Source organism: Cohnella sp. 56 (assembly GCF_037963805.1).
Lineage (GTDB): Bacteria > Bacillota > Bacilli > Paenibacillales > Paenibacillaceae > Cohnella.
This window is the reverse complement of the sequence record NZ_JAZDQE010000015.1, coordinates 19,357-32,398: the sequence shown is the minus strand read 5'-3', so window position 1 is coordinate 32,398 and position 13,042 is coordinate 19,357. Positions and strand designations below refer to the sequence as shown.

The following is a 13,042-nucleotide window of genomic DNA, read 5'->3' as shown; positions in this document are numbered from 1 at the left end:
CATGAGTCCGTTTCGCAGGTGGCAGGGCAGCCTGAAGTACAAGCTGGTCGTCTACTTTCTCGCCGTCTCGCTGCTGCCGATCGGACTGGTCGGCTATCTCTTCTATTCGTATACGACCGGCATGATGGTGAAGAAGGATACGGCGCATTCGATCGAGCTGAACTTCAACCAGATCGGCAGCCTCGACCGGATCTTCTCCGGGATGGTGTCGCTGATGAGCGACATCACGACCGCGTTCAACACGACGTACCTGCTGAAAAACATCACCGACGCGAACTACGAGACCGATCGCTCGTTCTCCGTCATGACCGAGGTGTCCGCACAGCTCGACAGCTTCAGGCTGGCCAACGACGAGCTGATCGATTCGATCTACCTGCTGCCCCGATACGGCGGCATCCCGATCTTCAAGGGCACCTACAGCACCGAATACAACGGCGACTACACCAAGCTGCCGATCTATCGGCAAACCGTCGACAATCCGACCCGGATGCTGTGGCTGTTCGAACGCGATCCGGTCTCCGGCGTCAACACGCTGACGCTGTCCAAGGCGGTGTCCGACGTATTCGAGGACGAATCGCTCGGCATCGCCATCATCCATCTGAATCTGGGCAACATGCTCGAGGAGATCGAGAATACCGTCGGCAAGCAGGGCGAAGCGCTGTTCATCGTCAACCGCGAGCGGCAGATCGTCTTCCACTCGGACCGCTCGCGCATCGGCACCGCGCTGGCGGCCGGCGAGGGACTCGACCGCATCTGGGAGGATACGAGCGGCAGCTTCGTCGGCCACTGGCTCGGGTCGAAGGTGATCGTCACCCAGGCCGAATCCAAGGTGAACGGCTGGAAGATCGTCAATATTATCCCGTATCACAACGCGGTGAAGGATGTCACGGCGCTGACGCGGATCACGCTGGCCGTGACGGTGCTCGCCGTAATCGTCGCGACGGCGATCGCCGTCTTCGTATACCGCAATCTGTACCGGCCGATCTCCGCGCTCATGCGGGGCATGAAGACGATGGAGCGGGGCAACTTCGACGTGCGGGTCGAGCTGGACCGGCAGGACGAATTCGGCGCGCTGTCGCGGTCCTTCAATTACTTGACGACGCGCGTCGAGGAGCTGATCGAGGATGTGAAGACGGAGCAGTTCATGAAAAAGGAGCTTGAGATTCGTGCGCTGCAGGCCCAGATCACGCCGCACTTCCTGTATAACACGCTCAATTCGATCCAGTCGCTCTCCCGGCTCGGGCGCAATGACGATATCGTCAAGATGACCGGCGCGCTCATCGATCTGCTTCGCGTCAGCGCGAGTCACAATCACGATGCGATCACGATTCGCGAGGAGCTTGATTATGTCGAGAGCTACGTCAAGATCATGGAGCTGCGATACGGTTCGCCGTTCCATCTCCGCTTCGAACGCGACGAGACGCTGCTGGACTGCCGCATCCTGAAGTTCACGCTGCAGCCGATCGTGGAGAACTGCATCATTCACGCATTCAAGCGGCCGATGGCGCAGAAGGCGATCACGATCAAGCTGTACGCGGACGAAGGGGATATTCATATCGTCGTCGCCGACAACGGCAGCGGCTTCGATCCGGCCGCGCTGCGGCCGCAGACGGCGGACGGCGGCGCGCGGGCAGCGCGCAGGGGACCGTCCGGACGCGGACGCAACAAGTTCTCCGGCATGGGCATCGCCAACATTCACGAGCGCCTGCGGCTCCACTACGGCGAGCGCTACGGGCTGCGCTTCGAATCGGAGCCCGGTCAGGGCACGCGCGTCCACGTCGCCATTCCGTTCGTAGTCGGCGAAGACGCGATCCCCCCCAGTGCATGAATACCTTATCAACAGTAGGGCGACCGAAGCCGCGACGACGCGGAGTCGGTCGCTTTTTTTTCTGCGATTCAACTTCATAATATCGTGCACGCATTCATAACATTGTCGCCTTAGACCGCAGGTGCCGCCATGCTATAACGGGATTACACCAAACGGTTTGACAAGGAGCGATAGTATGGCACGAACCCGATCCAAGCAAGGCCGGTCCGACCAATGGTGGGGATACCTGTTCATCACCCCGCAAATATTGGGACTGCTGGCCTTTACCCTGTTCCCCGTCGTCACCTCGCTGTACCTCTGCTTCGTGCACTGGGACTTCACGAGCCCCGCCCAAGCGGCCGGACTGGACAACTTCGAGACGATCTTCCATGAAGAGCTGTTCTACAAAGGCATCGTCAATACGTTCCTGATCGCGATCGGCGTCGTCCCGATGACGGTGCTGCTGTCGCTGGCGCTCGCGCTGCTGACGAACGGCAAGATGCGCGGGCTGGCCATCTACAAGGCGGCGCTGTTCCTGCCCATGGTCACGTCCTCGGCCGCCGTCATCCTCGTCTGGTACTGGATCTATGCGCCGGATATCGGCTTGCTCAACTACTTCCTCGGCAAGCTCGGCGTCAAGGGACCGGACTGGCTCACCGAGCCGTTCTGGGCGAGAGCCGCGATCGTGCTGATGCTCACGTGGCAGGGGATGGGCTACTACTACATCATCTTCCTCGCCGGCCTGAAGGGCATCCCGCGGGATTATTACGAAGCCGCCGAGATCGACGGGGCGAATCCGCTGCAGCGCTTCCTCCGGATCACGGTGCCGCTGCTGTCGCCGACCACCTTTTTCATCGTCGTCACGATGCTCATCAGCTGCTTCAACGCCTTCCAGGAGCCGTTCATTCTCACCAAAGGCGGACCGAACTTCTCGACCTACAATATCGTGATGTACGTGTACGACCTGGCGTTCCGGTACTTCCGGATGGGCGAGGCGGCTGTCGTCAGCGTCGTCATGGTGGCGATCATCGGCCTGATTACCTTTATTCAGTTCCGACTTTCCAGAAGGTGGGTGACCTATCTTGACTAAATCCAGGACCGGCACGGCGCTGTCCCATCTCGCCCTCATTCTCGTCTGCATCGTCGCTGTATTTCCATTTTACTGGATGCTGACGACGGCGATGAAGCCGCGGGAGGACATCTTCCTGTATCCGCCGCAGATGTTCCCCGGCACATTCGACTTCGGCTCGTTCCCGAAGGTATTCGAGCTCATGCCGATGGCCAAAGCTTATGTGAACTCGACGATGGTCGCGGTGCTCACGACCGTCGGCACGCTGTTCACCTGCTCGCTGGCCGCGTATGCGTTCGCGAAGATTCCGTTCCGGGGCAGCGGCACGATATTCGGCATCTTCCTGTCGACGATGATGATCCCTTTTACGATTATTCTGATCCCGCTGTATCTCGTATTCAGCAAGCTGCACTGGATCGATACGATGACACCGCTGATCGTGCCCTCCGTCATGATGAACGCCTACGGCGTCTTCCTCATCAAGCAGTTCATGAGCGGCATCCCGACCGCTTATATCGAATCGGCCAAGCTGGACGGCGCGAACCACTTCAAGATTTTCCTGAAGATTATGGTGCCTCTGTGCAAGCCGGCGCTCATCACGCTCGGTCTGTTCACCTTCATCGGCAAATGGAACGAATTCGTCGGTCCGCTAATCTTCCTGAACTCGGAGGAGCACTTCACCATCCCGCTCATCATCGCTTCGTTCCAGGGCGTCTATACGATCGAGTGGGGGCTGCTCATGTCCGCGGCCACCGTCGCCGTCGTGCCGATCATGATCATGTACCTGCTCACGCAAAAGTACTATATCGAAGGCATTGCCCTGTCCGGGGTGAAGGGATGAGGCGTCCCGTCGCTTGGAGGACCGCGGGGCGGCCGATAATCGCGCTCGCCGCGGCCGCGGCGCTCTGTGTGCCGGGCTGTGTGCCCGCAGCCAAGGAGCGCCCGCCGACCTACGAGATCTCGAAGGCGGACTACTACGACAAGACGCTCGCCGGCATCCTCGGCCAGGTCGGCGGCGTGCTGACCGGCTACGAATTCGTCTCGGAGGAGCCGCTGCCCGACGAATGGTTCGCACTCATGAAGGGGCCCTATAGCGGCAACAGCGAATTCGTCGCCCAGCCGCAAAACGATCGTCTGTTCGAGGAGCGGGGCGGGGCGATCGGCTCCGACGACGACTACCATATCGACTTCCTGAACCAGCTGATACTCGCGGACAGCGGACCGAACGTCAGCAGCCAGGAGATTCGCGAGGCATGGTTGAAGTACGAGGTCAGCGATTGGGGCGGCGGCGGGACGGCAATGGACAACATGCGGCAGCTCGGCATGCTGCCGCCGCAGACCGGACAGTCCGAATTCAACAAGTTCTATTGGGTTACGGAGCCCTATATCGAAAATGACACGATCGGCATGATCGCACCGGGCATGCCCCTGACGGCGGACAGGCTGACGGAGAAGTTCGCGAGCGTGAGCGGCGAGTACGATTCGGTCGTCTGGGCCCGCTTCCTCGGCGTCATGTACAGCCTGGCGTACTTCGAGACCGACGCCCGTGTCGCGATGGACAAGGCGGCGGACATATTGCCGCGGGACGGATGGCCTTATCAGATGTATCTGAAGGTCAAGGCGCTGTACAAGGAAAATCCGGACGACTGGCGCTGGGCGCAGGGCGAGCTGCGCAAGGTCAAGCGGATGGTGTATGGCTGGGACAATATTCAGGTCATCCCGGACATCAACAATGCGTTGGCGATGCTGGCGATTCAGTACGGCAACAACGATTATATGGAATCGGCCAAGATCGCCTCGCTGTCCGGCTATGATGCCGACTGCACCGCATCCTTTGTCATGGGGCTGATGGGCATCGTCCATGGGATGGACGGCACGCCGCAGGTGGTGAAGGACACGATCTACAAGGACGGCGAGGGCGTCTACGTCAACGACATGGAGTTCACGCCGCATATGGGACGGAACTATCCGGCCGAGCAGAAGTTCGCGGATATCGTCAAGCTGTATGTCTCGAACGCCGAGAACATGATCGTGGCGCACGGCGGCAGCGTCGAGGGCGACAAGTACAGGATCGCAGGGGAGCCGTTGTCGCCTGCGATCGTCGTGCCGGTCACAGGCGGGGACTTCGAAGCGGGCACGCTTGAGGGCTGGACGGCCGATGCCTCCGCAGACCGCGTGTATGCGCAAAACAATGGCAACGCATTGTCCGGCGACTGGAACGGACGGATCGACGTCGACGGGACGATGCGGGACGGCAAGCTCTATACGACGGCCAAAGGGTTGACCAAAGGCGCAACGTACCGCGTCCAGGCCTATCTGACGGCCGATGCTGGCGTCGAAGCGAGACTGTATGTAGACAGCGGCGGCGGCGAGTCGGCATACGCTTCGGTGACGGATCGTGTCGGCAGCTATGCCGGCCGTACGCTGGAATTCAAGGCAAGCGGCAAGTCGGCGGTCATCGGCCTGGAGGCAGTCGCCGGGGAAGGCGCTGCGGGCTCGGCTGCCATCGACGATGTGACCGTACAGCGCATCGCCGAGATGACGGGCGACCGGCATGAAGCGGAGAGCGCCGCAGCGACGGGCTTCGAGCGGGGAGCGGCGAAGAGCGCGTCCGGCGGCGGCTACGCCGCGCTGCCGGACGAAGCGGCGGACGGGCCGGCCGGACTCAGCTTCACCGGCATTCACGCCGACGAAGCCGGGGAGTACCGGCTGCGCATCGGCTACGCGAACGGTTGGAGCGGCACGGTCCGCCTGGGGCTCGCCGTGAACGGCACGGCGCTCGGCTCGGCCTGGCTGCCGCAGACCGGAGCGGCGGATGCCTTCTCAGCCAACGCCGTGGACATTCCCGTCCTGCTGAACAAGGGCGACAATGTCATAACGTTAAGCCGCGGCAGCCGGATTGACGGCATGGCCAGCATCGACTATATCGAATTGTCGAGCTACCCGAAGGCCGTCAGAGAATAGACAAATAGACAATCACAAGGAGATGGATGCAATGCAAGATTTGAGCTTTGAGATTCGACAGCCGTGGTTTACATTCGGCGATTGGACGTTCGCGCTGTCCGTCTACACATTCGAGAACGGCTACGGCTTGCCCGAGGACGAGACGGTCGTGAGCGGAGACATTGAAGCCGGCCGCATGCGCATTGCGGCACCGAGCCTGACCTGGGCGAACGGCCAGGAGACGGCGGCGGGCGGCGCCTCGATCCTCGCCGAATCGATCGTCTCCGGACGCTGCGTCCGGTTCGGCATTCAGGCCGAGGCCGGGAAGGCGATCCGCAGCGCCAAGCTGACGCTGCGCGGCGTCCCGAAGGGGGAGATCGTCAACCTGCGCGAGACAACGTCCAGGGCGGTGCCGGAGAGCGGGCTCGCGCTTCACTATCCGGAAGGCTGGCGCAATCTGTATACGCCGCTCGCCGTGCTGCGCACGGAGGGGGGCAAGCTGCTGTACTTCCGTTCGACCGATCCGCTCGTGCGGGACAAGCGCTTCGTGTTCCTGCCGGCTGCGGACGGCAGCCTCGACGTCGAGCTGATCTTCGAGGAGGACGCGGCGAAGACGACGAACTCGCTGCGCGTTCCCGCCTGGGAGGTCGGCGTATGCGACAGCCTGGAGGAGATCATGGCGAAGCAGACGGCCGAGCTCGAGCGCAGTCTGCACTTGACGCCCTGGGAGGAACGGTCGGATGTGCCTGCGTGGGCGAAGGATATCTCGCTCGTCGCAGCGATTCATATGCAGCATTGGAACGGCTATATTTTCAACGACTACGAGAAGACGGGAGATACGCTGGAATGGCTGGCGGAGCGGATCGAGGGCAAGCGCATCCTCGCTTATCTGCCCGGCTGGGAGGGGCGCTATTACTGGCAGTACGGCGATTACCGTCCGGACCCCCGGATGGGCGGCGAAGCGGGCTTCGAGCGGCTGATGGAGCGGGCGCAGAGGCTGGGCATCCGCGTCATGCCGATGTTCGGCATGAATATCGTCAATCGCGCGACCGAGAACTTCGAGCAGTGGGGGATGACCTCGCTCGCCCGCACGGCCGGCGGCTTCCCGATCGTCGGCTCGGTCGACTGGGACGGCTCGCGGCATTACGACCACGGGCACGGGGCGTTCCTCCATCCGGGCGCTCCCGGCTGGCAGAACCGGCTCGTCGGCCAAATCCGCGGACTGATGGACCGGTACGGCTTCGACGGCGTCTTCCTCGACATATCGGCGGCTTGGGTGAACGATCCGAACTATCATTACTACGAAGGACTGCTGCAGCTGTGCCGCCGCATCCGTGAAGGGCGCCCCGACAGCTTCGTGGCCGGCGAAGCCTGGTACGACGCGGCCGGGCTGGCGACGCCGCTCATGCAGAGCGGGCATACGGACGGCGTCATGCACTGGCACGACGAGCCGTACGCGCCGATCTTCGACCAGTACAACCGCAGCTTCGGCCATCTGTGCCTCGGGGCGCCGGGCAAGGGCTCGACGGGCGTGCACGAGCACGGCTTCAATCCCGGCTGCATCCGCGCGCCGCTGCGCAAGGGCATCATCCCGACAGTGACGATTGTGGACGACACGCTCAGGTCCGCCCCCGGCGGCGTCGAGGAGATTATCGGCGATGCCAGGCGCTACGCCGAGCTATATTTGAATTTTTGACGTTGATTGCTTAACCCGAGATCCGCGTTTAACGCGGGTCTTTTTCTATATAACTTCAACAAGCACCAAACCTTGCAGCCAATGAAAATCCGAGGCTAAATGAGGATGGAGTTTGCGTACCATTGACATGAGGAGCCATTCCTTGATTAAATTTACTTATAAAATATCGGGGAGACTCCGGATGGAAACTTTCGAACACCAAAGGATTGATGCGCATTCCGTGGGATCGTGCGGTCGATTTCTCCTTGCTGGAGAGGATGATCGCGTTTAATATTGCGGACAAGGCAGACTGTTCAACTTTCTGGCGGAAATAGCGAACCAAAAGCCCGGAGCCGAAGCTACGGGCTTGCTTATCGAAGCGAGCCGTCTGCCGAGTGATTCTGCAAGCCGTAGTCCACGCTGAAGACCTGACATACGGGAGCTTGCTCTGATCCCGCACGCCAATAGACCGCCGGTTCTCCTGGAGAGAGCCGGCGGTCTATTGGCGTCTTGGATGCGCGGTAGAGAGGCAACTACTTAGCAGCGCCCTGCCCGGAATAAAAGAAAAGCAGCTATTTATCAAGCGTAGTCGATAGTTTAATGTTCCTGTAAGGTTGGCATAAAGACGGTGTAAATTGCGGAAACTACAATAAACTTGCTTACAATTGGGCAAGGAGGTTTACGGATGCAGCAACGATCGGTTATGCCAAGCGACAGAATCGCTTCGCTTGATATTATTCGCGGCCTGGCGCTGTTCGGTATTCTATTGATTAACGTCGGCGGCTATCGCGTCGTGATGGAGGGGATGGAGCTGCCTGTCATCGCGGGAGCGGATGCCATCATCCAGAGATTTATTACGGTGTTCGTGGAGAAAAAGTTCTTTTCTATTTTTTCGTTTTTGTTCGGCGCCGGATTCTTTCTGTTCGCTTCGCGCGCCGAGAGCCGCGGCGACAAGCCGCTGCGCCGGTTTGCAAGAAGGCTGTTTGTGCTGCTGCTGATCGGAGTGGCGCATATGGTGATTTTCTGGGGCAGCATTTTGCCGGCGTACGCGCTTATCGGATTTCTGCTGCTGCCTTTTTATCGGGCGAGTCTGAGGACCGCTGTGCGGATAGGAGCCGGCGTGCTGCTCATCCATCTGCTGGCGATTGCGGCGAATGTGTGGCTGCCGGATTTGTCGTCGGCCGCTTCTGGAGCCACAAGCTTGCTCGCGAACGATTCGGTCGCGATTTTCCTGATGTTCCTGTCGGGCTTCCTTGCCGCCAAGGCAGGATGGATCGGACGGACGGGCGAGCATCTGCGCTCCATTCGGAAGCTGGTTCTTCTGTTGCTGCCAATCGCGGTCGGGCTGGGTGTCTGGACATGGGTCGCAGCCGCGACCGGCAGTCCGCGGCTTCCGTCAATTGTCGCTCTGGGGGCGATTCCGCTATCGTACTTTTTCCTTGCCGGCTTGTTCTGGCTGCTCAACAATCGCAGCATCGCCGCTACGCTTGGCCCCGTCGCCAAGGTGGGCCGCATGGCGCTCACCAATTATGTGGCCCAGAGCTTGATCGGACTGACGCTGATGGACATTTGCGGAATCGGCTTGCCGACGCCGCGGCAAATCGTGCTTGTAGCTGCAGCCATTTATGCGCTGCAAGTTGCGATCAGCGTCTTGTGGCTGCGATTGTTCCGCATGGGGCCGCTGGAGAAGCTGTGGAGAGCGCTGACCTACGGCAAATCGGGCCAGAAGCAACCAAGGCGAGCGGCTGCCGAAGGCGCTTGACGGCTGAATTTATTCACAGCAGCGTTGAAATAAATTCGTCGAACGGGATAAGGTGATTCGATGTCCTTTTACGCTCAGCCGCTTCTGGCAGCCGTTCTGTTCTCCATTTTGCTCGGCGTGTTGCTGTTTGTACCATGGTTGATTTACAGCTATCGCAAATACGGATTTTTCAGCCTGTGGGCTACCAGTGTCGCGTTCTCGTTTATTTATTACATGATTTCGGCGCTGTTCCTTGTGCTGCTGCCGCTTCCCGCCTCTTACGACACCTGCGCGCAGCAAGCGCCGGGAACGGTCCATTATTCCTTGCTGCCGCTGCGCTTTATGGCGGACATTGTCAAAGATGGCACTGTTGTATGGTCGCGACCGGGTACGTATCCGCAAATGCTGAAGCAAAGCGCATTTTGGCAGGCGATCTTTAATCTGCTGCTGCTCGTGCCGTTCGGCGCGTATCTCCGCTACTTTTTCCAAGAGAAGAGGCATTGGCAAAAAGCGCTTGGGCTCGGATTCGGGCTGTCCCTGTTCTACGAAGTGACGCAATTGACCGGCATTTACGGAGTGTACAAGTGCGCTTATCGCCTGTTCGACATCGATGACCTTATGCTGAACAGCGCGGGTGCGCTTGTCGGGTATTTGGCGGCGCCGATCGTGCTGGCCTTGTTCCCTTCAAGGGCAAGCCTGCAAGCGAAGCAGGACAGCTTCGGGATCAATAGCCAGGCCGCTCCGATCGCTCAGTTGCTGGCGCTGCTCGTCGATTATGCGATTATCCGGATCAGCTATTTCGTCTCGACCGGGATTTTGACCGCCAACGCTTTCGCCGAAGCGGTGCATGTTACAATAGGATTTGCGATCATGTACGGCATCGTTCCGTTTGTTCTGAAAGGCAGAACGCCGGGAACGAGTCTGTTGCGACTCCGCCTGACCGATCGGAAGGGACAGCCTCCGGCGCTGAACGCTGTTCTGAAGCGGACGTTCGCTTTATACGTGCCATGGCTGCTGTCCGGGTTGTTCGGCGCTGTGACCGACATCTCGCTGCCGTATCGTTCCCCGCTGTATGAATACGTGATATGGCTGCAAGCCGCTGTGCTGCTGCTGTCGATTGTCGTGTGGGCGGTGTTGTTCATCCATGCGTTCATCGTAGTCGGACATAAGGGCAAGCGAAGCTTCTACTTTGATTACTTCGCCGATCTTCGCTACGTTAAGCGCCAAGACATGCGATAGAGGTGAACGACAAGGAGTCGGAAATACGAGTGAGAACGACATATGCAGGCCGGACAGTTGCGGCTTATGTCCGGCTGTACGTCGAAGAGGGGCAAGGCGTCACCTCCTGCCAGGAAATGCGCTTCGACGACATCCCGGAAGCTGCGCGGAAGCAGGCCGGGTAGCCGGAAGTCGGTTGAAGCGGATGGAGGCGAGCGGATGACGCGTAAACGGAAGGTTCTGATTATCGACGATGAGGAAGACCTCGTTGGTTGGAAACAAACCATAACTTGAGCACAAGGCTCAACTATAAAGCGGCAGCCACGGCAGCGCTCCTCGAGCGGCTGCCCGTTCGTATGAAGTTCCCACAGTCTGAGCAGACAGCATTCTCCGCTCGCAAGACTGAGCTAGGCGCTGGAGTACTTCATGGCGAACGTCGCTGATCGGGCGGTTAAGAAACCGTTAATAAACCGTTAATAAACGGTTCATATCGTATTTAGAATTGGCGGCTAACGTTAGGGGATATGATGATGCCGAAGCCGGGCCGCTCTGCAGGCGCCGATAGCCCGCTACGACCGGCTGACCGGCCGCGATGCCGCGACCGGCGATATGGAGATCGGGGATTTGCGCATCAACTCGCATACGAGACGCGCCTTTATGCGCGAGGAGGAGCTGTCGCTTACCGCGAAGGAGCACCGGTACATATCGAGACGGTGTGGGGGACCGGCTACCGTTTCAGAATATGACCGTACTCCAGCTCCAATACTCCAACAAGGCTCCGTCCGAATTGCCGTCGGATGGGCCTTTTTTGCGTTTTCGCACAGTTTAGATTCAGTTAATACACGCTTTATCCGCAATTTAGAATTGAAGCCTATATTGAAGATACCGGAAGAAAAACGAGAGGAGCATTGGCGATGAGCGAGCAGACATTGACGGTTCTGATCGTATATGCAAGATTCGGTGACGGCCATTATCAGGCGGCGACAGCGTTGGAGCAGCAATTCGCGATGCAGGGGCGCGTCGAAGTGCGGCTCGTCGATATATTCGAAGAGGCGCATCCCGTATTGAACGCGATGTGTCGCGCCGTATATGCCAAGAGCATGACCTTGTTCCCGCAGGCGTACGGCTGGAGCTACCGCGTCACCAACGGCATGAAGCACGACAGCATATTCGGCAGATGGATTCATGCGCTTGGCCGGCGCGAGCTGGCGGACACGATACGAGAGAGCAAGCCGGACGTCATCGTTCACACATTCCCGTTCCTCGCCGCCTACCCGGTTATGGAAGCGTCCGGCGTCACGATTCCCAGCTATACCGTCATTACGGATTACGAGCTGCATACGCGGTGGGTGCATCCGCGTACGGACGGCTACTTTGTGGCGACAGACATGCTGAAGGCGCAGCTCGTAGAGACGGGCATCCGGGAGGAGCGCATTCATGTGACGGGCCTCCCCATCCGCAGTCAGTTCCAGTCCGCCCGGCGCGCACGGCTTGATATATGCCGCGAGAAGGGCCTCGACCCCGGTCAGGCGTATGTGATGGTCATGATCGGCGCTCTGTCCGATCACGACAAGCTGATCGCGGAGCTGCTGACGCTCCCGCCCGCCATCTCTCTCATCCTCGTCGCCGGGCGCAATGCCAAGCTCTGCCGCCGGTTGAAGAGACGCTACGGCGACCGGCAGCGCTTGCAGGTGATCGGATTCGTCGACCATATGGAGGCGTATATGTCGGTCGCATCGTGCGTCGTGACCAAGGCCGGGGCGATCACGCTGACCGAAGCGATCGCGATGCAGGTGCCGGTCGTCGTATTCCGGCCGATACCGGGACAGGAGCGGGGCAACGCCGATTACTGGGCGGCCCGCTACGCCTTGCGCACGGCCGGGGATGCCGCGTCCGCCAGAGCCGCCGTGCAGCAGTTGGTTGACGGACAGACGGCCGCGGCGCCGTCCGCCGGCTTCGCGAACGCCGCGCAAGCGATCGCGAGCGAGGTGCTGAGCGCCGACGCCACCTGGCGCGCCTCTATGCGGCCGGACATGATGATGCAGCAGGGCAGGCGGGTCGCGCATGATATCCATTAAGCGAATCACAGGTTATCTGGCAAGCGTACCGTTCGACCGGTTATACCTCGTTCTGTTCCTGATCGAGTTCGCCCGCGGCGCGATTCTGATCTCCTACCTGCCCGGCTATGCCCAGGAACGATCGGGACTGTCCGTCTCCGCCGTCGGCATGGCAGTCTCGCTCTACTACTTGGCGGACAGCTTCGTCAAGCTGTGGATCGGCTTCCTCATGGACCGTCTGTCGCAAAAAGCGATCGTCGTCTACGGCTTAATATTAAGCCTGCTCAGCCTGCTGCTGATGAACCATGCGCATACAGCGGGACTGCTGCTGCTCTCGTCGGCGCTGCTCGGGCTCGGCGGCGCGCCGCTGTGGCTCGCCTGCCTCGCCAGAATCGATCCCGGCCGCAGATCGGAGCAGATGGGGCGCTGTACTTTTTCTGGCTCGCCGGGCTGGGGGCCGGGCCGGTCGCCATCAACTGCGCGATCGGCTTCGGCTTCGACACGGCGTTCGCGCTGATTCTGACGCTGCTCG

10 protein-coding genes and 1 pseudogene are annotated in these 13,042 nt (G+C 60.0%); all 11 read left to right on the top strand.

The features are described 5' to 3' along the window. The first annotated feature begins 1 nt into the window (after position 1). Complete coding sequence (locus VQ071_RS22565) at positions 2-1,828, top strand: cache domain-containing sensor histidine kinase (protein WP_340516490.1); 1,827 nt, start codon at positions 2-4, stop codon at positions 1,826-1,828. Between the two features lie 175 nt (positions 1,829-2,003). Then, a complete protein-coding gene (locus VQ071_RS22560) occupies positions 2,004-2,897 on the top strand; it encodes a carbohydrate ABC transporter permease (RefSeq protein WP_340516489.1) in 894 nt (297 codons plus the stop codon). Continuing rightward, on the top strand, positions 2,890-3,717 hold the full coding sequence (locus VQ071_RS22555) for a carbohydrate ABC transporter permease (protein WP_340516488.1): 828 nt from the start codon (positions 2,890-2,892) through the stop codon (positions 3,715-3,717). Before VQ071_RS22560 ends, VQ071_RS22555 begins: the two co-directional genes overlap by 8 nt. Then, positions 3,714-5,840 (top strand): ADP-ribosylglycohydrolase family protein, encoded by a 2,127-nt coding sequence (locus tag VQ071_RS22550; protein ID WP_340516487.1) that lies wholly within the window; start codon positions 3,714-3,716, stop codon positions 5,838-5,840. The genes VQ071_RS22555 and VQ071_RS22550 overlap by 4 nt, the downstream gene beginning before the upstream one ends. A gap of 31 nt (positions 5,841-5,871) precedes the next feature. Next, complete coding sequence (locus VQ071_RS22545; RefSeq protein ID WP_340516485.1) at positions 5,872-7,515, top strand: hypothetical protein; 1,644 nt, start codon at positions 5,872-5,874, stop codon at positions 7,513-7,515. 194 nt (positions 7,516-7,709) lie between these two features. Then, positions 7,710-7,829: pseudogene (locus tag VQ071_RS22540) on the top strand (iron chaperone); the annotation flags it as partial. 350 nt (positions 7,830-8,179) lie between these two features. Beyond that, positions 8,180-9,256 (top strand): DUF418 domain-containing protein, encoded by a 1,077-nt coding sequence (locus tag VQ071_RS22535; protein WP_340516484.1) that lies wholly within the window; start codon positions 8,180-8,182, stop codon positions 9,254-9,256. A gap of 60 nt (positions 9,257-9,316) precedes the next feature. Continuing rightward, the gene (locus VQ071_RS22530; protein ID WP_340516483.1) at positions 9,317-10,474 is read left to right on the top strand and encodes a VanZ family protein; all 1,158 of its coding nucleotides are present in this window, start codon (positions 9,317-9,319) and stop codon (positions 10,472-10,474) included. A 29-nt stretch (positions 10,475-10,503) separates the two neighbouring features. Beyond that, positions 10,504-10,638, top strand: coding sequence for a hypothetical protein (locus tag VQ071_RS22525; RefSeq protein WP_340516482.1), 135 nt, complete (start codon positions 10,504-10,506; stop codon positions 10,636-10,638). Between the two features lie 729 nt (positions 10,639-11,367). Further along, positions 11,368-12,531: an MGDG synthase family glycosyltransferase gene (locus tag VQ071_RS22520; protein ID WP_340516481.1), complete on the top strand. Its 1,164-nt coding sequence runs from the start codon at positions 11,368-11,370 to the stop codon at positions 12,529-12,531. Further along, positions 12,518-13,027, top strand: a complete 510-nt coding sequence (locus VQ071_RS22515) for an MFS transporter (protein ID WP_340516480.1) — start codon at positions 12,518-12,520, stop codon at positions 13,025-13,027. Before VQ071_RS22520 ends, VQ071_RS22515 begins: the two co-directional genes overlap by 14 nt. Positions 13,028-13,042: the final 15 nt, after the last annotated feature.